The sequence below is a fragment of the Burkholderia pseudomultivorans genome (assembly GCF_902499075.1).
In the GTDB taxonomy this organism is placed as follows: domain Bacteria; phylum Pseudomonadota; class Gammaproteobacteria; order Burkholderiales; family Burkholderiaceae; genus Burkholderia; species Burkholderia pseudomultivorans.
In genome coordinates this window covers 105,508-124,627 of record NZ_CABVPP010000005.1, presented here as the reverse complement: position 1 = coordinate 124,627, position 19,120 = coordinate 105,508, and the positions used below count along the sequence as shown (strand labels likewise).

At 70.0% G+C, this 19,120-nt stretch carries 15 protein-coding genes; 1 reads left to right on the top strand and 14 read right to left on the bottom strand.

All coding sequences use genetic code 11. The annotated features are described in order from the left end of the window. Positions 1-14: 14 nt before the first annotated feature. A complete protein-coding gene (locus BST28156_RS06215; RefSeq protein WP_174901722.1) occupies positions 15-1,250 on the bottom strand; it encodes a diaminopropionate ammonia-lyase in 1,236 nt (411 codons plus the stop codon). A 182-nt stretch (positions 1,251-1,432) separates the two neighbouring features. Here BST28156_RS06215 and BST28156_RS06210 point away from each other — a divergent pair, with 182 nt between their 5' ends. Beyond that, the gene (locus BST28156_RS06210) at positions 1,433-1,909 is read left to right on the top strand and encodes an Lrp/AsnC family transcriptional regulator (protein ID WP_174901721.1); all 477 of its coding nucleotides are present in this window, start codon (positions 1,433-1,435) and stop codon (positions 1,907-1,909) included. A gap of 67 nt (positions 1,910-1,976) precedes the next feature. Here BST28156_RS06210 and BST28156_RS06205 read toward each other — a convergent pair whose 3' ends face one another. From BST28156_RS06205 to BST28156_RS06145, 13 genes are all read right to left on the bottom strand, one after another. Further along, entirely contained in the window at positions 1,977-3,698 is a 1,722-nt protein-coding gene (locus BST28156_RS06205; protein ID WP_174901720.1) for a tannase/feruloyl esterase family alpha/beta hydrolase, read from the bottom strand. A gap of 28 nt (positions 3,699-3,726) precedes the next feature. Further along, the gene (locus BST28156_RS06200) at positions 3,727-4,866 is read right to left on the bottom strand and encodes a porin (protein ID WP_040130782.1); all 1,140 of its coding nucleotides are present in this window, start codon (positions 4,864-4,866) and stop codon (positions 3,727-3,729) included. A gap of 66 nt (positions 4,867-4,932) precedes the next feature. Continuing rightward, on the bottom strand, positions 4,933-6,138 hold the full coding sequence (gene mhpT, locus BST28156_RS06195) for a 3-(3-hydroxy-phenyl)propionate transporter MhpT (protein ID WP_174901719.1): 1,206 nt from the start codon (positions 6,136-6,138) through the stop codon (positions 4,933-4,935). Positions 6,139-6,424: 286 nt separating this feature from the next. After that, a complete protein-coding gene (locus BST28156_RS06190) occupies positions 6,425-6,919 on the bottom strand; it encodes a MarR family winged helix-turn-helix transcriptional regulator (RefSeq protein ID WP_060240399.1) in 495 nt (164 codons plus the stop codon). A 225-nt stretch (positions 6,920-7,144) separates the two neighbouring features. After that, positions 7,145-8,905, bottom strand: a complete 1,761-nt coding sequence (locus BST28156_RS06185) for an acyl-CoA dehydrogenase family protein (protein ID WP_174901718.1) — start codon at positions 8,903-8,905, stop codon at positions 7,145-7,147. A gap of 8 nt (positions 8,906-8,913) precedes the next feature. Further along, positions 8,914-10,815 carry a feruloyl-CoA synthase gene (locus BST28156_RS06180; RefSeq protein WP_174901717.1) on the bottom strand — a complete coding sequence of 634 codons (1,902 nt, stop codon included), beginning with the start codon at positions 10,813-10,815 and terminating at the stop codon, positions 8,914-8,916. A 98-nt stretch (positions 10,816-10,913) separates the two neighbouring features. Next, the gene (locus BST28156_RS06175; RefSeq protein ID WP_174901716.1) at positions 10,914-12,365 is read right to left on the bottom strand and encodes an aldehyde dehydrogenase; all 1,452 of its coding nucleotides are present in this window, start codon (positions 12,363-12,365) and stop codon (positions 10,914-10,916) included. A gap of 42 nt (positions 12,366-12,407) precedes the next feature. Continuing rightward, a complete protein-coding gene (locus BST28156_RS06170; protein WP_060240391.1) occupies positions 12,408-13,235 on the bottom strand; it encodes a p-hydroxycinnamoyl CoA hydratase/lyase in 828 nt (275 codons plus the stop codon). A gap of 283 nt (positions 13,236-13,518) precedes the next feature. Continuing rightward, positions 13,519-14,421 (bottom strand): SMP-30/gluconolactonase/LRE family protein, encoded by a 903-nt coding sequence (locus BST28156_RS06165; RefSeq protein WP_174901715.1) that lies wholly within the window; start codon positions 14,419-14,421, stop codon positions 13,519-13,521. Positions 14,422-14,466: 45 nt separating this feature from the next. Beyond that, positions 14,467-15,486, bottom strand: coding sequence for an L-arabinose ABC transporter permease AraH (araH, locus tag BST28156_RS06160; protein ID WP_174901714.1), 1,020 nt, complete (start codon positions 15,484-15,486; stop codon positions 14,467-14,469). Positions 15,487-15,516: 30 nt separating this feature from the next. Continuing rightward, positions 15,517-17,079, bottom strand: coding sequence for an L-arabinose ABC transporter ATP-binding protein AraG (gene araG / locus BST28156_RS06155; protein WP_174901713.1), 1,563 nt, complete (start codon positions 17,077-17,079; stop codon positions 15,517-15,519). A 20-nt stretch (positions 17,080-17,099) separates the two neighbouring features. Further along, a complete protein-coding gene (locus BST28156_RS06150; RefSeq protein WP_009688561.1) occupies positions 17,100-18,104 on the bottom strand; it encodes an arabinose ABC transporter substrate-binding protein in 1,005 nt (334 codons plus the stop codon). Positions 18,105-18,171: 67 nt separating this feature from the next. Further along, positions 18,172-19,101 (bottom strand): Gfo/Idh/MocA family protein, encoded by a 930-nt coding sequence (locus BST28156_RS06145; RefSeq protein ID WP_174901712.1) that lies wholly within the window; start codon positions 19,099-19,101, stop codon positions 18,172-18,174. Positions 19,102-19,120 lie beyond the last annotated feature (19 nt).

Here is a 19,120-nt window from a genome sequence, read left to right as displayed (position 1 = left end):
GTCGTTCGGTTCGTTCAGGCCGTCGCGGCCGCCCGGTTCAGCCAGTCGCGCTGCCGCGCCAGCACCGCATCGGCCGTGTCGCCGACGCACTGCCGGTAGACGGACGGCGCGGTCGCGCCTTCCGTGTTGATCGCGAGCACGCGCGAATGCGCGTCGAGCCCGACCTGCCGCGCGCGCGCCGGGTCCCGCATCAGCACGGCCAGCCCCGCGATGCCGGCCGCGCCCGATTCGCCGGACACGAACGGCACGTCGCGCTCGCTGCCGGCCGCGAGGTCGCGCATCGCGTGCACCGCGTCGTCGTCGTCGATCAGCATGAAGTGGTCGATGCACGGCTCGAGGAAATCCCATGCGAGCGGCGATGCCTCGCCGCACGCGAGCCCGGCCATCACCGAATCGACGCTGCCGGTCGCCTTCGACGCATGCCCCGCGAGCGCGCTCTGGTACAGGCAGTCGGCCTGGCGCGGCTCGACGACGATGAAGTGCGGCCGCCGTGCGCCGTCGCGCTCCCACAGATAGCTCGCGACGCCGGCCGCGAGTCCGCCCACGCCGCCCTGCAGGAACACGTGCGTAAACGGCCGGCCGTCGTCGTCCGCCCGCTGTTGCGCGAGCGCTTCGGCCGCGATGACCCCGTAGCCCTGCATCACGTCGCGCGGAATCGCCTCGTAGCCGTCGTACGACGTATCCGACACCACGTGCCAGCCGTTCGCGTCCGCGAGCTGCGCGGCGTGCACGACCGATTCGTCGTAATTGCCGGCGATCCGCACGATCCGCGCGCCGTAGGCGGCGATCGCGCGCTCGCGCTCCGCATCGACGTGCGCGTGCAGCACGATCACGCAGCGGCAGCCGATCGCGCGCGCGGCGGCGGCCAGCGCGCGACCGTGATTACCGTCGGTCGCGCTGATCACCGTGAGGTCGGCCAGCGACGCCGCGTAACGGCCCGTGATCAACCCTTGCGGGTCGAGATCCTCGCTGCGCCGCAGCCGCTTCACGAGCCGCATCAGCGCAATCGGTGCACCAAGCGCCTTGAAGCTGCCGAGCGGCGAGCGGCATGCCTCGTCCTTCACGCGCACACTCGCGACGCCGAGCCGCGCGGCGAGGTCGGGCAGGTCGCGCAGCGGCGTGCGCGCGGCGCCGACGAGCGGCCAGTGCGACAGCCACGCGCCGCTTTCATCGGCCGCGGCAATGTTCATGATGCGGCGCAGCGTGTCGGGATAGGCGGTGCGCGACGCGCGCGGATTGGCGATCAGCATGGCGGGATGGGGCTCCGGTAAAAGGCCGCGCGCGCGGCCCGGCGGTGGATGCGGTGCGGGCGCGTACGGGTTGCGCTCGCCGTCGGTCCGAAAAATAATATTGCGCAGGTCGGTCAATAAAATCGCCAAATCGGCGTGCCGGACGCAAAAATTTCTCATTCTTTCGAGGTCGCCGCGCCATCATGCCTACCCCACTCGATGCGTTCGATCGCAAGCTGCTGATGGAAGTCCAGCGCGACGCGCAGACGCCGCAGAACGAACTCGGCGCGCGCGTCAATCTGTCGACCGCCGCGGTGAACCGCCGCCTGCGACGGCTCGCGGAAGACGGCGTGATCGAGCGCTATACGGCCGTCGTCGCGCCGGAGAAGGTCGATCATCCGCTGACGATCGTCGTGAACGTCGAGGTCGAGAGCGAGCAGATCGACCAGCTCGACGCGATGAAGCGAACCTTCGAACGCTGCCCGCAGATCCAGCAGTGCTACTACGTGACCGGCGAATGGGACTTCGTGCTGATCCTGGCCGTGCGCAACATGGATCAGTACAACGCGCTCACGCGCGAGCTGTTCTTCGCGAACAACAACGTGAAGCGCTTCAAGACGCTGGTGAGCATGAGCCGCGTGAAGGTCGGGCTCGAGGTGCCGGTCGACTCCGGCGAATGAGCGCATGCGGCAGTGAAACGGCCGGCGCACGATCGCATGCGCCGGCCGTCTCCCATCGACGGCTACGTCAGCGGCAACTGAAGTTCGCTGCCGAATCGAGGTCGCCCGAACCGCTGTAGCGCGCGACCTGCGGATACGGGCACAGCGGCCGCGTGCGTCCCGCGCCCCACGACGCGGGCACGTCCGCGTTCGGCGCCGCACTCGTCGCATCGCGCGCGGTAGCGACGATCGCGGCGGGCGCCTGTCCCTGCTCGACCCACGCGACGAGCGGCGTCAGCAAGTCGAACTGGTCGGCCGCCGGGCCGCCCGAGCAGTGATTCATGCCGGGCACCGGATAGAAACGCGCGAAATCCGTTGCGTCGCCGCCGTTCGCCTGCGCGAGCCGGGCGTACCAGTCGCGCGTGTCGTCGAACGAGAACACCGGATCGCCGGTGCCGTGATAGACGAGCAGCTTCGCGCCGCGCGACTTCAGCGCGGACAGGTCGGTCTCGTCGGGCGGCGTCATGAACGACCACGCGGATTGCGTGTACACGCCGTTCGTCGCGAAGATCGCCGGCGCATCGTTGTCCATGTCGAAGCCGAGCGCGAAGCCGGCGAGGTTCGCGAGCGTCGCGGCGGTTTTCGGCGGCGTCATGAAGGTGAACGCCATCGCGGCCGGATCGAGCGTGACCGAATTCGACTGCTTCCATGCAGCCCAGCCGCTGCCGGCCACGCCCGGGTCGTACGGAAAGCTCGCATAGAGCGCCGTGCCCGCGCTGTTGCGCGCGCCCGCGAACACGTTGCCGAGCGCGGTTTTCTGCGCGGCGGTCAGGCACGACCCCGTGCGCGTGCCGTTCGCGCAGGTCGGGATGTCCGCGTCGATGCTGAAGTGCGCCTGGCATGCGGCGACGTCCTGCACCATGCCGTCGGCCGCGCCGTCGAGCGCATCGCACTTGTCGAGAATCCGCGCGCCGACGAACTGCCGCTCCGCATCGGTGAAGCCGCTGCGAATATCCGGCAAGCCGTTCGATCCGGTCGCCGACGCGATCTTCGCGAACTGCTGCGCGCCATACATCTCGCCGATGGCCGCCTTCGGCAAGTGAAAGCCCGGATCGCCGGCGATGATGCCGTCGTAGTCGCCCGGGTTGCGCACCGCCGTGACCATCGCGTGACGGCCGCCGTTCGAACAGCCGCCGAAATAGCTGCGATCGGGCGCCTTGCCGTACGCGAGCCGGATCACTTGCTTCGCCATCGGCGTGAGCGCATCGACTGCGTGGTAGCCATAGTCGAGCCGCGCCTGCGGATCGACGCCGAACAGCGGATTCTGCGCGGCACTGTGCCCGGAATCGGAACTGATCACCGCGAAGCCCATGTTCAGCGCGTCGGTCAGCGGGCCGCCGCCGCCGATCTCGCCGGTTGCCGTGACGACGTTGCCGTCGAGCCCGCCGTTCGCCTGGTAGAAGAAGCGGCCGTTCCACGCTTTCGGCAGGCGCATCTCGAAACCGATCGCATAGGTGTTGCCGTCCACCGGACTCACGCGCTCGTTCATCCGGCCTTCGATCACGCAGTGCTCGGCGATCGGCTTGCCGGCCACCGTCAGCGCGCCGGCGGCCGCCGTCGTCACCGTCGTGAACGACGTATCCGGATACGCGAGCTTCGCGGCGAGCGCGTCGCAGGTCTGGGTCATCGCGGCCGGCGTCGCGGCGCTCAGGTGCGTCGGCGTGGCGCCGACCGTATCGTCGCCGCCGCAGCCGGCAAGCATCGCGGCCGACAGTGGCGCGACGCAGAGGAATGCCAATTTTGCGTCCAAGATTGCTCCCGTTCGTCAGACTGCCGGATCAGAACATGTGCCGCACGCCGACCATCGCGCCGAGCTGCCCCATCCCTTCGCCGGGCGTCGTGCCGGCACCGCCGCCGCTGACCGCGTAGCGCGCATGTGCGCTGTTCCACAGATACGACGATTGCGCGTAGACGGCCGTGCGCTTGCTCAGCAGATAGGTCGCGCGCAGCGTGGCCATCGTCGCGCGCGTGTCGTGCGCGCTGTTGACGACGCGGTAGCCTTCGCCGTCGACGATGAAGTCGGGCTTGACCGCATACGACGCACCGGCGAAGAAGATGTCCGAACGCGCACCGGCCGCGGCCGGCGAACCGGTCGACACGCGCCGGCCCATCCAGCCCGCGCCGATGCGCGCGCCCGCTGCCTGCGCATACGCGCTCACGTGCACGCGCGCATCCTTGCCGCCGCTGTTCGTGAAGGCGACCGGCGCGACGCCGTCGAAGAAGTTCGCGGCCGCGCCAGTGCCGCCGCGCTGTTCCTCGTAGGACGCCGCCGCACCGAAATACGCGCTGTCGTACTTGAGCATCACCGACCAGTTGCGGCACTGCACCGCATCGCCCGGCACCTGCCCCGCGCAGGTGCCCTGCCCGGGCGAGTTGCCGGTGCCCGCGCCGTCGCGGCCGAACGAATACGCGGCGCCGAACGTCACGCCGCGATAGCTGCCGACGTAGGTCACCGCGTTGTCGGCGCGGCCGTTGGGCACATACGCATCGAACGAGCCGAGCCCGTAGATGTCGGGACCGATGATGTCGGCGCCCTGCAGCGCGAGATAGGTCATCGTGTACTGGCGGCCGAACGCGAGCGTGCCGAAGCCGCCCTTCAGCCCGACGAAGGCCTGCCGCCCGAACAGCCGGCCGCCCTGCCCGAGATCGCCGCCGCGCACGTTGAAGCCGCTCTCGAGCGTGAAGACCGCCTGATAACCGCCGCCGAGATCCTCGGCGCCGCGCAGCCCCCAGCGCGACGGCAGTTCGCCCGTCACGCCCGGCATGCGCACCACGTGGTCGCCGGCCGCGTTCGCGTGCGACACGAATTCGACGCCGGTGTCGATGATCCCGTACAGCGTCACGCTGGACTGCGCGTGCGCGCCGGTCGCGGCGAGCGCACATGCGCCGGCCGCCAGCAAGGCTTTGGTGTGCTTCATGGTAGATGTCTCCAGACCTGCGTCGATATCGCGCTCTGACGGCGCTCGGGTTGAACCGCGGGAAATTCAGTCGCGGGCCTGCGGCCGCCGGATCAGCACCAGCGCGGCGACGGCGGCGACCAGCGTCACCGGGATGCTCGCGCCGATCACGGCCGACCCGCTGCGGCCCGTCGCGAGCAGCTGCGCGGCGGCGAGCGGCCCGACCACGGAGCCGAGCCGGCCGACCGCCACCGCGGAGCCGACGCCGGTGCCGCGCATCGCGGTCGGGTAATACATCGCGGCGAGCGCATACAGCACCGACTGCCCGCCGACGACGAACATCCCGGCCGCGAACGCGGCCGCCGACAGCCACACGAGCCCCGGCGCGATCGCGAGCGCGGCGAGCGACAGCACGATCCCCGCGTACATGCCGCCGACCACGCGCGACGGCCGGATCCGGTCCATCGACATGCCGATGCCTAGCACGCCGAGCCCGCTGCCGATATTGAAAAAGATCTGCACGATGCCGGCCTGGCTGCGCGCCAGCCCCTTCGCGGCCATCAGCGACGGCAGCCAGTTCAACAGGAAATACAGCACGATCAGCGTGCAGAAGTAGCTGAGCCAGAGCGCGAGCGTGGTGCCCGTGCGCGTGCCGCCGAACAGCGTCTGCGCCACGCCCAGGCGCGCGCCGCCCGACGCGCTGACGTCGAGGAACGCGCGCGATTCCGGCAGCAGCGCGAGCAACAGCGGCGCGAGCAGCAGCGGGCCCACGCCGCCGACGTAGAAGATGTGCCGCCATTCGGCGTCGCCGGCCAGCAGCACGCCGATCACCGACGCGATCATGCCGCCGAACGGAATGCCGCAGTACATCACCGCGACCGCGCTGCCGCGCGAGCGGGCATCGACGGCTTCGGAAGACAATGCGATCAGGTTCGGCATCGCGCCGCCGAGCCCGAGGCCGGTCAGCGCGCGCACGACGACCAGCATCGCGAAGCTCGACACCTGCGCGGTCGCGATCGACAGCAGCCCGAACAGGCAGACCGATGCGATCAGCACGTGCTTGCGGCCGACCCGGTCGGCCAGCCAGCCGCCGAGCATCGCGCCCGGCAGCAGGCCGAACGTGCCTGCGCTGAACGCGAGCCCCATCTGCGATACGGTCAACCCGAATTCATGGGCCATGCGCAGCGCGGCCACGCCGACCGACTGCAGATCGAGCCCTTCGAGCAGCGCGATCGCGAAACACAGACCGAGCGTCGTCGCGACGGACGGCCTTGCGGCAACGGATGTATCCATTTCGTCTCCAGACCTTGAGTGGCGCGCCAGGCGGGAACGCATGCGCGGCATCTTTTTTCGTGATCGGATCGTGAACCGTTATTTATCAGGCTACCTGATTCATTGTCCGAAATAAAATCCGCGCGACCGGTGGAACGTGCGGACCGTCATCCCGTGCGGGACGACCGGGACGATTTAATAACAGGAAACCTGATATTTCAAGGGCGGCAAGCGCCGGTGTTAACCCGCAACGCGCGCGGCAGCCGGTCAGGCAAGGCCGTGAAGAAAGCGGAAGGCAGCGAAAGGTTCAGTCGCGCAGGTTGCGCACGAACAGTTCCAGCGTGTGCTGGACCTGCGCGACGTCGTCGGCGGCCAGGCCGTCGCCGAGCATGCGGCGCTCGAGCGGCCGCAGCACGCGTTCGCATTCCCGCAGGATCGCCGAGCCTTCGTCGGTCAGCCGCAGCAGGATCACGCGGCCATGATTCGGATCGGCCTCGCGCGTCACGAAGCCGCGGGCCGCCATCGCGACCATCACCTCGTTCGCGGATTGCGGCGTGATGAACGAGCGCACCGCGAGCTGCGCGTTGGACAGCGCCCCGCGCGCCTCGAGCACGGACAGCGCCGTGTATTGCGCGAGCGTCACGCCGAGCGGCGCGAGCGCGTCGCTCATCTGGCGGCGCAGCAGCCGTTCGAGATTGCCGATCAGGTAGGTCAGGCGCAGCGTCGCGCGCACCGGCGGCTTCGCTTCGGCGGGTCGGGCAGCGCGCTTCGCGCGGGCCGGTTTGACGGGTGTCGAACTCATGAAGGTGTCGGTAGAGATATCGCGGGCCATCTTACCTTACGCGGCGCGCACGGCGAACGCGCCCGCGCCGGCCGCGCGCCATGCCGCCGCTCTACGGCGGTATGGCGCCCTTGCCTCATGCGTTCCGACGAAAAATGCGCTCAGCCGCTCGCGTCCCGCCGCGACCGGCATCCGCGCGCGCGAACGCGCGCCGGACACCATTCCCGGCTTCGTGCGCGAACGCGCTCAAGCCGCCGCGGCCGGCAACGGGGCGCGGCACCCGGCGTCGACGAGCGTGCGCCGATGCGCAAACGCCGCGAACGGATAGTCGAAGAAATACGCGCCCGTCGCGCGCTTGTCTGCGCGAAACGGATCGTCGTCGGCGGTGGCGCCGACGATCCGCAGCGTACGCGCCCACGCGAACGCGAGCAGCAGCCATCCGAGCATCGCGAGATAGTCGTCCGCGACGCGATACGGCAGCTCCGGGTCGGCCGCGCTCGCGCGCATCACGTCGGCCGTTGCGCGCTCGACGTCCGCGCACAGCGCGGCAAGCCGCGCGCCCGCCTGCGCCACGCCCGGCGCGGCGGCGGCCGTGCAGCGCGCCGCCTCCGCGCGCAACGTATCGAGCAGCATGCGCAGCACGTCGCCGCGATCGCCCAGCACCTTGCGCACCAGCAGGTCGATCGCCTGGATCTCGTTGGTCCCTTCGTAAAGCATCGACACGCGACAATCGCGCACCGTCTGCTCGATGCCGTATTCGTGGATATAGCCGTAGCCGCCGAACACCTGCAGCGCATTCGACGCGGTCGCGAACCCGTTCGCGGTGAAAAAGGCCTTCGCGATCGGCGTGAGCAGCGAGGCCATCCTTGACGCCGCCTGCCGCGTGGACGCGTCCGGGTCGTGCGCGGCGACATCGAGCCAGTGCGCGATCCAGTAGCCGATTGCGCGCTCCCCTTCGACGATGGCGCGGGCGTCGCACAGGATGCGCCGGATCGCCGGGTGCGAAGCGATCGGCGCCGCCCCGCCGGCGGCACGCCCCTGCATGCGTTCGCGCGCATACGCCGACGCGGCCTGCCAAGCGCGCTGCGCATGCCCGATGCCCTGCATCGCGACCTGCAGGCGCGCAGCATTCATCATCACGAACATCGACGCCAGCCCGCGATGCGGTTCGCCGACGAGCCAGCCGAGCGCCGCATCGAAGCGCATCGCGCAGGTCGGGCTCGCCTTCAACCCCATCTTCTTCTCGATGCCGTCGCACCGGACGCCATTGCGCACCGGCCCCGCCGGGCCGTCGTGCCACTTCGGCACGACGAACAGCGACAGGCCGCGGGTGCCCGGAGGCGCGTCAGGCAGTCGTGCGAGCACCAGATGCACGATGTTGTCGGTCAGGTCGTGCTCGCCTCCGGTGACGAACAGCTTGCTGCCGCTGATCCGGTAGCCGCCGGCGGCCGGATCGGGCACGGCCTGCGTGCGCAGCAGCCCGAGATCGCTGCCGGCCTGCGGCTCGGTCAGGCACATCGTCGTCAGCCATTCGCCGCTCGCGATCTTCGGCAGCAGCTCGCGCCTGAGCCGCTCCGAACCGTGCTCGCGCAGGCACGCCACCGCCCCGTGCGTGAGGCCCGGCGACATCAGCCATGCATGATTCGCCGCGGCCAGCATCTCCTGCAGCGCGACGTCGAACAGGTGGGGCAGGCCCTGCCCGCCGCAGTCCGGATCGAGCGCGAGCGTCGGCCAGCCGGCGTCGACATAGTCGCGGTAGGCGTCGCGAAACCCGGTCGGCGTCGTCACGTCGCCGCCGTCGAACCGGCAGCCTTCGAGGTCGCCGTGCGCGTCGAGCGGCGCGATGCGCCCGCTCACGAAGCGCGCGGCCTCGTCGAGCACCTGACTTGCCATCGACGCATCGAGGTCGGCCCAGGCGGGCACGCGACGCCACAGCGCCGGTGCGTCGAGCCATTCGTCGATCACGAACTGCATGTCGCGCAGCGGCGCGGAATATCCGGTCGTCATGGCCCGCCTCATGCGCCGCGCGAGGCTGCGACGATCACGCCCGCATCGGCCGCATCGGCCGCATACATCGCGTCGACCAGCGCGGCACGGTGGCCCAGCACCGCGCGCTGGTTGATCGAGCCCTTGTCGGTCACCTCGCCGAGATCGAGCGACGGCGGCGTGTCGAGCAGGCACAGCCGCGTGACGAAGGTCGCGCTGCCGGTCGCTTCGCGGTTCAGCCGCGCCAGCAGGTCGGCGAAGAACGCGCGCACGGCCGGCGCCTGCAGCACGGTACGCGCGTCGGCGTCCGGCCCCGCGCCCGCGAGGCGGCGGCACTCGTCGACGCGCGGGAAGATCATCACGCCGACGTCGTCGCGGTTCATCCCCGTCACGACCGCGTCCTGCACGTAGGGCGCACCGCTCGACACGATCCGCGCGCGCATCGGCCCGACGCTGACGAAGGTCCCCGACGACAGCTTGAAATCCTCCGCGATGCGGCCGTCGAACATCAGCCCGAGCTCCGGACGCTGCGGGTCGACGAAGCGCACCGCGTCGCCGCTGCGGTAGTAGCCTTCGTCGTCGAACACGTCGCGCGCATCGTCGCCGCTCGCGCGCCAGTAGCCGGCCATCACGTTCGGCCCGCGAAAGCGCGCCTCGAGCTTGCCGTCGACCGGCACCAGCTTCGTCTCGCAGCCCGGCGCGGGCAGCCCGATATAGCCCGCGCCCGACATCGGCCCGGTCGTGAACAGGCAGGACGGCGCGGCCTCGGTCATGCCGAGGCCCGCCATGATCCGGATGCGCTCGCCGCAGTGCGCGAGCGTCACGCGGTCGAGCCGGTCCCACGCGGCCTGCGACAGCCCCGCGCCCGCGAAGAAGTACATCTTCACGCGCGAGAAGAAGGTCGCGCGCAGCGCAGCGTCGGTTTCGAGCGCGGCGGTCAGTTCCTCCCAGCCTTTCGGCACGTTGAAGTACACCGTCGGCGCGATCTCGCGCAGGTTGCGCAGCGTCTCGTCGAACCTGCCGGCGACCGGCTTGCCGTCGTCGATGTACAGCGTGCCGCCGTTGTACAGCGCGATGCCGACGTTGTGGCTGCCGCCGAACGTATGGTTCCACGGCAGCCAGTCGACCAGCACCGGCGGCTCGCTGCCGAACTGCGGAAACGTTTCGAGCAGCATCTGCTGGTTGCTGCACAGCATCCGGTGGGTGGTCGGCACCGCTTTCGGCAGCCGCGTCGACCCGGACGTGAACAGGAATTTCGCGATCGTGTCGCCGCCGATCGCGTCGTGCGCGGCGTCGACGTTGCGCGGCGCCGTGTCGAGCAGCGCCGCGAAGCGCGTGACGCCGCGCATCCCGTCCGGCGCCGACACGACCACGCGCTCGACGTCGGCCGGCACCGCCGCATCGAGCGCCGCGCGAAACGCGCCGCCGTCCGCGGCAAACACCAGCCCGGGCGTCAGCAGCGCCAGCGCGTGGCGCAGCTTGCCGTAATCGCTCGACACGAGCGAATACGCCGGCGACAGCGGCGCGTACGGGATGCCGGCCCACATCGCGCCGAACGCGAGCTGCAGATGTTCGAGGTCGTTGCCCGACAGAATCGCGACCGGCCGCTCGACCGACAGGCCGCGATCGAGCAGTGCCTGGCCGATCGCGCGCGCACGTTCGAGCATCTGCGCATAGCCGATGCCGACCCACTCGCCGTCGGCGCCTCGTCGCGCGACGAGCCAGCGGTCCGGATGCGCTTGCGCGCCGCTGACGAGCCGGTCGGTCAGCCGGCGCGGATACGCGCCGAGCGCGGTCGACGCGCGCAGGGTCCAGCAGCCGTCGCGCTGCGCGATGTCGGGCGGCGCCGCACCGATCGCGACCGGGCGGTAGCCGGCAAGGCCGGGCTGCGCGGCGGCGCGGCCGGGCAGTTGGGTCGGATCCGCATCCAAGGTATGTCTCCATTCGGTTCCGTCCGGCGCGGTCGTGCGCGCCGGCGGGCACTGCGTTATGTCGTTTTCGGGCGGGTCGCCGCGCGGCGGCGATCCGCTCAGATCGGGTAGTGGCGCGGCGCGGTCTGCACGGTAATCCAGCGCAAGTCGGTGAATTCGGCGATCGACGCCTTGCTGCCGAACCGGCCGTAGCCGCTCGCCTTCACGCCGCCGAACGGCATCTGCGCCTCGTCGTGCACGGTCGGGCCGTTGACGTGGCAGATGCCCGACTCGATCCGCTTCGCGACCTGCATCGCGCGCGCGATGTCGCGGCTGAACACCGCCGCCGACAGCCCGTATTCGCTGTCGTTCGCCGCGGCGAGCGCCGCTTCGTCGCCGTCGACGCGCTGCACGGTCACCACCGGCCCGAACGATTCGTCCGTATAGAGCTTCATCTCGCGCGTGACGCCGTCGACGATGGTCGGCTGCATCACCGCGCCGTCGACGTCGCAGCCGAGCGGCAGCGCCGCGCCGTGCGTGCGCGCATCGGCGACCAGCGCGGCGATGCGCTGCGCGGCCGCCGCGCTTTCCAGCGTGCCGAGCACGACGCCCGGCGCGGCCGGGTTGCCGGCCTTCAGCGTGCGCGCCTTTGCGACGAGCTTGTCGACGAATGCATCGGCGACCTTCCGGTCGACGATCACGCGCTCGGTCGACATGCAGATCTGCCCCTGGTTGAAGAACGCGCCGAACGCGACCGCGTCGACCGCCGCATCGAGGTCCGCATCGTCGAGCACGAGCACCGGCGCCTTGCCGCCGAGTTCGAGCAGCGCAGGCTTCAGGTGCTGCGCGGCGAGCGTCGCGACGATCCGGCCCACGCGCGTCGAGCCGGTGAAGTTCACGCGCCGCACGGCCGGGTTCGCGATCAGCCGCTCGACGATCGCGGGCGCATCCTCGGGCGCATGCGTGATCACGTTGACGACGCCGTCGCCGAGCCCCGCGTCGTGCAGCACGCTGCCGATCAGCCGGTGCACGCCCGGGCAGCCTTCGGAGGCCTTCAGCACGACCGTGTTGCCGCACGCGAGCGGCATCGCGAGCGCGCGCGTCGCGAGGATCACCGGCGCGTTCCACGGCGCGATCCCGAGCACCACGCCGCACGGCTGGCGCACCGCCATCGCGAGGCTGCCCGGCACGTCGGACGGAATCACCGCGCCGTCGATCTGGGTCGTCATCGCGGCGGCCTCGCGCAGCATGTTCGCGGCGAGCATCACGTTGAAGCCGTACCAGTTCGCCATCGCGCCGGTTTCCGCGCGGCCGGTCTCGATGAATTCGCCGGCGCGCGCGTCCATCCGGTCAGCCGCCGCCAGCAGCCGCCGCCGACGTTCGGTCGGCCCGAGCGCCGCCCACGCGGGAAACGCGCGCGCGGCCGCCGCGACCGCGGCATCCGCATCGTCTAGCGTCGCCGCCGCGGCGCGCGAGGCCACCTGCCCCGTCGCCGGATCGATCCGGTCGAAGGTCGCGCCGTTCGACGCGCCGCGCGACACGCCGTCGATCAACAAACTCACTTCATGCATTTCGCTGTCTCCGCTCCGTCCGTTCGCGTGCCGCGCCGCGCGTCAGCGCTTGTAGGCCTGCAGGCCCGGCTTGATGCTCTTCTCGTCGAGGAACTGCTTGAGCCCCTGTTCGCGTCCGCCCTCCGGATCGCGATAGTTGGCCTGATCGAGCTTCGCGTACAGGTAGTCCTCGTTCTGTTCCCACGTCAGTTCGCGGCAGCGCTTGAAGCCGTGCTTCGCATTGCGGATCACGACCGGATTCTTGTCGAGCAGCTTCGCGGCGAGCGCGCGCACTTCGTCGCGCAGCTGCGCGCGCGGCACGCTCTTGTTGACGAGCCCCATCTGCGCGGCCTGCTGGCCCGTGAAGGTGTCGCCGGTCATGATGTAGTACAGCGCCTGACGGTGCCCGACCGTGTCCGCCATCGCCTTGCTGACGAGGTTGCCCGGAGGGATGCCCCAGTTGATCTCCGACAGGCCGAACACCGCTTCGTCGGCCGCGATCGCGAGATCGCACGCGACGAGCGGCGAGAAGCCGCCGCCGAAGCACCAGCCGTTGACCATCGCGATGGTCGGCTTCGCGTACATGCGCAGCAACTGCCATTGCCAGCGGCTCGCGTCGCGGCGGATCTTTTCCTGCAGGATCTCGGGGCCCGCGTCGACTTCGCGGAAATACTCCTTCAGGTCCATCCCGGCCGTCCACGCATCGCCTTCGCCGGTCAGCACGAGCACCTGCGCCTCGGCGTCGAGCTCGACCGCCTCCAGCACGTCGATCATCTCCGCGTTCAGCGTCGGGCTCATCGCGTTGCGCTTGTCCGGGCGGTTCAGCGTGACCCATGCGATCCCGCCCTCGACTGCAACCTTCACCGTACTCCAGCGACCTTCGTAATTCATCTTCGTTCTCCAATGACAGTGCCGCCCTGCGCGACTCGCCATCAATTTACTATCAGGTAACCTGATATGTAAAGCGGAATGGAAACGTCTCGGGACAAACCCCTAAACGTGCCCGAACAGGTGCATGGCGCGGCGTGGCGCGTGTGGTTTACGTGATGAGGAGGAGCGTGCGCGGTTCGCGCACGGCAATGCGGAGATCATGATCGCGTTCGCGGGCAGCGATCCGCACAAGGGCCGCTTCGGCGCGCGGACGGCGGCCGCGCCAGCCGCCCGCATCGCCCGCTCAGCCGGCCGGCTTCCCCGCAAAGCGCGCGGTCGGCGCGCCCGCATGCCGCGTCGCCGCGACGAACACGCCGCCCGCGTGCGCGTCGTGCGCGAGCGCGTCGTCGCTCAGGCCGGCGCGCGCGCTCGTCACATACAGTCGGCCGTCGCCGTCGAGCGTCACGCAGCTCGGCTGCGCGGTCGGCACCGTCACGCGCGCGGTCTCGACACCGTCCGGCCCGTAACGCACCACGCGCCGCCCGCCCCACTGCGCGTTCCACAGGCCGCCATCGCAATCGACGGTCGAGCCGTCCGGATCGCCGTCCGCATCGGTCAGCCGTGCGAACGGTCGCACGTTCGCCACGTCGCCGCCCGCGCGGTAATCGCAGACGAAAATCTCGCGCACCAGCGAATCGCAGAAGTACATCCGCGCGCCGTCCGGCGAGAACGCGATGCTGTTCGCGATCGCGGCCGGCGGCAATGCGAGCCGCCCGAGCGTCAGGTCCGGACCGAGCCGGTAAAACCCGCCGAGCGCGCGCGGCGGCTCGCCGCCTTCGTCCTTCATGCCGAACACGAACGCGCCGAACGGATCGCAGCGGCCGTCGTTCAGGCGCGTCGGCAGGTCGGGCTCGACGTCGACGATCCGCGTGAACGCGCCGCTGCGCAGATCGAAGAACGCGAGATGCGTCGCCAGCCCCACCAGCAGCACGTCCGGCTCGTTCGTCAGCGCGAAGCACGCGAGCCGTTCGGGCATCGGCCACTGCGCGAGATCCGAGCCGTCCGCGCGGCAGCGCCACAGGCGTGCGCCTTCGATGTCCGTCCAGTACAGCGCGTGCGTCGCGTCGCACCATATCGCGCCTTCGCCGAGCGTGTTGCGGCTGTCCACCAGCAGCGCCGCCAGCGCGGCCGGATGAGTCTGTTGCATAGCGTCTCCCGATATCTGTCGCATCTTCGGGCGGCCGCGCTTGCGTCAGATCTTCATCGCGCGCCGCTGGTTGCGACGATACTGGTCGAACAGCACCGCGAGCAACAGAATTCCGCCGCGTATCAGATATTGGTAGAAGGTCGGCACGTTCAGCAGGCTCATCGCGTCCTGCACGGAGCCCATGATCAGCACACCGACCAGCACGCCGGAGATCGTCGCGACGCCGCCCGTCAGCGACACGCCGCCGAGCACGCACGCGGAGATCACGCCGAGTTCGAGGCCGACCGAGGTCTTCGGGTCGCCGAGGCTCATCCGCGATGCGAGCATCACGCCGGCGAAGCCGGTCACGAGCCCCTGCAGCACGAACACGGTGATGCGGATGCGCATCACCGGCAGCCCCGCGAGCAGCGCCGCCTCGCCATTGCCGCCGACGGCCAGCACGTTCTTGCCGAACACCGTCCGGCGCAGCAGGAAGCCGAACACGACGAAGCCGACGATATTGCTCCAGATCGGAAACGAGATGCCGAGGAACGAGCCGGAGCCGAGCTCGAAGAAGCGTTCCTCCGAAATCATCACCGCATCGCCGTTCGACGTGATGAACGCGAGCCCGCGCACGACTTCCATCATCGCGAGCGTGACGATCAGCGAATTGATGCGCCAGCGCGCGATCAGCACGCCGTTGACGAGCCCGACCGCGCCGCCCGCGAACACGCCCGCCACGGTACCGAACACGACGCTGTGCGTCGCGGTGATCAGCGTCGAGGCGACCACGCCCGAGAACGCGACGATCGACGCGACCGACAGATCGACCTCGCCGAGCGCGAGCACGAACATCATCGTCACCGCGATCGAGCCGATCAGCGTGACCGACAGCAGCAGGCCCTGGATGTTGCGCGGCGTGAGGAAGTCCGGCACGGTCAGCGACAGCACCGCGAACAGCACGACGAACACCATCACGATGCCGGAGCGGTTGATCAGCTGCCACACGCCGCCGCGCGCCCGCGCGGGCGCGGCCGTGGCATCGGGGGACGGAGAAGTGCGTTGGGGTTGCATTGCCTGGCTCATATCGATTGCATTCCGGTTGACTGCACGCCGCTAGCGCGGCAGCGCGAGCTTGATCAGCGCATCGGGCGTCGCGTGCGCCTTCGCGACTTCGCCCGCGATCCGCCCTTCCTTCATCACGACGATCCGGTCCGACACGCCGATCACCTCGGCCAGGTCGCTCGACACGAGGATCACCGTGCGGCCCGCGTCCGCGAGCTCGTAGAACAGGTTGTAGATTTCGGCGCGCGCGCCGACGTCGATGCCGCGCGTCGGCTCGTCCATCAGGAACACGTCGATGCGCTCGGCCAGCCAGCGCGCCAGCACGACCTTCTGCTGGTTGCCGCCCGACAGCGCGCCGATCGGCGTGTCGCCGTCGCGCGTCTTGATCGCGAGCCGTTCGATGTAGCGCTGCGCGAGTTTGCGCTCCTGCCGCGGGGCGAGCAGCATCCGCGCGGGACTGAAATGGCGGCGCGCGCTGATGTTCAGGTTGTCGGCCACCGACGCGATCGCGACGATGCCTTCGTGCTTGCGGTCTTCCGGGCACAGCGCGATGCCCGCGCGCACCGCGTCGCGCGGGCTCGCGAACGCGACGCGCCGCCCGTTCAGCTCGACATGCCCGGCGCTCGGCCGCGCCGCGCCGTACAGCAGCTTCATCAGCTCCGAGCGGCCCGCGCCGACCAGCCCGAAGAAGCCGACGATCTCGCCGCGCCGCGCGGCGAACGACACGGGCTCCGACAGACCGGGCCCGACCAGCCCCTTCGCCTCGATCAGCACGTCGCCGGCCGTGCGCGACCGGTAGCCGTACACGTCCTCGATCGGGCGCCCGACCATGCAGCCGATCAGCCGGTCGCGGTCGAGCTCGGCCACCGATTCGAACGTCTCGATCCTGCGGCCGTCGCGGAACACCGTCACGCGATCGCACAGCGCGTCGACTTCCTCCATCCGGTGCGTGACGTAGATGATCGCGCGGCCGTCCGCGCGCAGCGCACGGATGATGCGGAACTGCTGCGTCGTCTCGCGCGCGGACAGCGAGCTCGTCGGTTCGTCGAACGCGATCACGCGCGCGTCGCGCATCAGCGCCTTGCCGATCTCGATCATCTGGCGCTGGCCGATCGACAGGTACTTCACCGGGATGTCGGGCTCGATGTGCTCGCCGAGCCGCTCCAGCGCATCGAGCGCACGCGCGGCGAGCGCGCGCTCGTCGACCACGCCGAGCCGGCTCGGCAGCTGGCCGAGCATCAGGTTCTCCGCGACCGTCAGCTCGGGCACCAGATGCAGCTCCTGGTAGATGATCGCGATGCCGGCCTCGAGCGCGGCGCGCGTCGACGCAAAGCGCTGCACCGCGCCGTTCAGCGTCAACGTGCCGGCCTGCGGCTGGTTCACGCCGGACAGCACCTTCAGCAGCGTCGACTTGCCCGCGCCGTTCTCGCCCATCAGGCCGTGCACTTCGCCCGCGCGCACCGACAGCGACACCGCGTCGAGCGCACGCACGCCCGGGAAGGTCACCGTGATGCCGTCGAGCGCGAGCACCGGTTCGCCGGCCGGCGGCGCGCCGGCGCCCGCTTGCGCGGCATCGTGGTGGCCGGACACGGCCGTCATCGTCTGCGTCGTCATCGCGTCCTCGCTCGCGCCGCTCAGATGCCGAGCTCGGCGCGCACCGCCTGCCAGTTGCTGCGCGTCATCAGCTTGCCGCTGGTCTGCGTGTCGGCGGGCGGCATCTTGCCGTTGCGGATCCAGTCGACGAGGTTCTGCGTGCTTTCCTTGCCGTGGTTCGTCGAGCTGACCGCGATCGTGCCGTAGAAGCCGGTCGGCTCCTTCTTCTGGAATTCGGCGAAGGCCTCGCCCGCGCCGTTGATGCCGACGCCGATCACGTCGGCCGCCGGGATGTGCAGCTGCTCCGTCGCGCGCACCGCGCCGAGCACGGTTTCCTCGTTCAGCGCATAGATCACCCATTTCTTCACGTTCGGATGCCGCGCGAGCACCGGCGCCGCCGCGCTGAAGCCGCCTTCGTCGTCGGTGGTCTTCTGCGGTGCGTCGAAGATGTTCTCCTTGCGGAAGCCGTTCGCGAGCAGCGCCTGCGTCGCGCCGTCGGTGCGCAGCTTCGCGGTCGGCAGCTCGTAGTTGGTGATGCGCAGCGCGCCGACTTCCTCCGGCTTCCAGCCGCGCCGCTTCATCTCGTCGGAGATCGCCTGGCCGACCTGGTTGCCGATCTTGGTCGCCGACATCCCGAGGTGCGGCACGTTCGTCAGCGGCTTGCCGGTCGAGTCGACCAGCTGGTCGTCGACGGTCACGAACTTCATGTTGTAGCGCTTCGCGCGCGCGGCGATCGCCGGCCCGAGGCGCACGTCGGGCGCGCAGATCACGAAGCCCTGCGCGCCCTGCGAGCCAAGGTTGTCGATCGCGGCGAGCACCTTCTCGCCGTCCGGCGTGCCGATCTTCACGACCGAGAAGTTCTCCTTCTGGCCGAGCGCGGACGCCGCGTTCTGCTCGTTGATGAACCAGGCCTGCTCGGGCATTTTCACGAGGAAGCCGATCTTCAGCGGCGCATCGGCGCGGGCCATGCCCTGCATGCCGAGCGGCGCGATGCACAGCGCGGCCAGCAGCGCGCGCAACAGGGTCCTGCGATTCGTGCGAAACATGTCTTTGTCTCCTTGTATCGACTTTGTGTGGTGGTGCTCGAAGGTGGTGCGCATGCGCCCGCCGCGCTCAGCGGCCGAACGCGCCGGTGTCGACGCGCCGGCCGAACAGGAACGCGTCGGCGACGAGCCGCAGCGGCCGCACGTCGACGTCGCCTTCGCGACGTGCGATCAGCGCATGAAACTGCGCATACAGCGCCGGATACTCGCGCGCCGGCCCGAGTTCGACCGGCTCGCCCGCGATCGACAGCTTCGCGCCGCCCGCGCTGATCATCAGCATGCCGTCGGCCGTGTCGACCGCGATCTCCCATTGCTCGACCGGGCCGTGGCGCCAGTCGAATTCCGCATGCACGGGCACGCCTTCGGTATCCGCGCATTCGAGCTCGGCCGCGATCGGCGTCTGCGTGTCGCTCGGCACGACCAGCGTCGCCTCGCGCAGCACCAGCTCGCGCGGCAGGATCCGCGTGACGATCGACAGCGCATTGATCCCCGGATCGAACACGCCGAGGCCGCCCGGCTCCCAGATCCATTGCTGCCCCGGATGCCAGCGCCGCACGTCCTCCTTCCAGCGCACCTGCACCGCGCGGATCCTGCGCGTCGCGAGCCACGCACGCGCCGGCTCGACCGCGCTCGCGCAGCGCGAATGCCAGGTCGCGAACAGCGTGAGGCCGCGCGACTGCGCGAGCGCCTCGAGCGCGGCCACTTCGCCGAGCGTCGCGCCCGGCGGCTTCTCGAGCATCACGTGCTTGCCCGCGTCCAGCGCCGCGCGCGCCTGCGCGTAGCGCACCTGCGGCGGCGCGCACAGCGACACGGCGGCGAGCTCGGGCTCGCCGGCCAGCAGCGCGCCCAGATCCGGATAGTTCCGCACACCGGTGACTTCCGCATGACGGCTCGCGCATGCAGTCAGCGCGAAACCGGGTTCGGCGGCAATCGCCGGCAGATGCTGGTCGCGGGCGATCTTGCCGATCCCGACGACACCCAGCGAAACGACTTGGCTCATCGTGCGCTCCCTGATTCGT

What these genes read in the sequence shown, in the direction of transcription:
- mhpT (WP_174901719.1), bottom strand. Translation starts at nt 6,138, where the DNA reads ATGGATACATCCGTTGCCGCAAGGCCGTCCGTCGCGACGACGCTCGGT.
- BST28156_RS06175 (WP_174901716.1), bottom strand. Translation starts at nt 12,365, where the DNA reads ATGCATGAAGTGAGTTTGTTGATCGACGGCGTGTCGCGCGGCGCGTCG.
- BST28156_RS06165 (WP_174901715.1), bottom strand. Translation starts at nt 14,421, where the DNA reads ATGCAACAGACTCATCCGGCCGCGCTGGCGGCGCTGCTGGTGGACAGC.
- BST28156_RS06170 (WP_060240391.1), bottom strand. Translation starts at nt 13,235, where the DNA reads ATGAATTACGAAGGTCGCTGGAGTACGGTGAAGGTTGCAGTCGAGGGC.
- BST28156_RS06200 (WP_040130782.1), bottom strand. Translation starts at nt 4,866, where the DNA reads ATGAAGCACACCAAAGCCTTGCTGGCGGCCGGCGCATGTGCGCTCGCC.
- BST28156_RS06210 (WP_174901721.1), top strand. Translation starts at nt 1,433, where the DNA reads ATGCCTACCCCACTCGATGCGTTCGATCGCAAGCTGCTGATGGAAGTC.
- araG (WP_174901713.1), bottom strand. Translation starts at nt 17,079, where the DNA reads ATGACGACGCAGACGATGACGGCCGTGTCCGGCCACCACGATGCCGCG.
- BST28156_RS06185 (WP_174901718.1), bottom strand. Translation starts at nt 8,905, where the DNA reads ATGACGACCGGATATTCCGCGCCGCTGCGCGACATGCAGTTCGTGATC.
- BST28156_RS06145 (WP_174901712.1), bottom strand. Translation starts at nt 19,101, where the DNA reads ATGAGCCAAGTCGTTTCGCTGGGTGTCGTCGGGATCGGCAAGATCGCC.
- araH (WP_174901714.1), bottom strand. Translation starts at nt 15,486, where the DNA reads ATGAGCCAGGCAATGCAACCCCAACGCACTTCTCCGTCCCCCGATGCC.
- BST28156_RS06215 (WP_174901722.1), bottom strand. Translation starts at nt 1,250, where the DNA reads ATGCTGATCGCCAATCCGCGCGCGTCGCGCACCGCCTATCCCGACACG.
- BST28156_RS06150 (WP_009688561.1), bottom strand. Translation starts at nt 18,104, where the DNA reads ATGTTTCGCACGAATCGCAGGACCCTGTTGCGCGCGCTGCTGGCCGCG.
- BST28156_RS06190 (WP_060240399.1), bottom strand. Translation starts at nt 6,919, where the DNA reads ATGAGTTCGACACCCGTCAAACCGGCCCGCGCGAAGCGCGCTGCCCGA.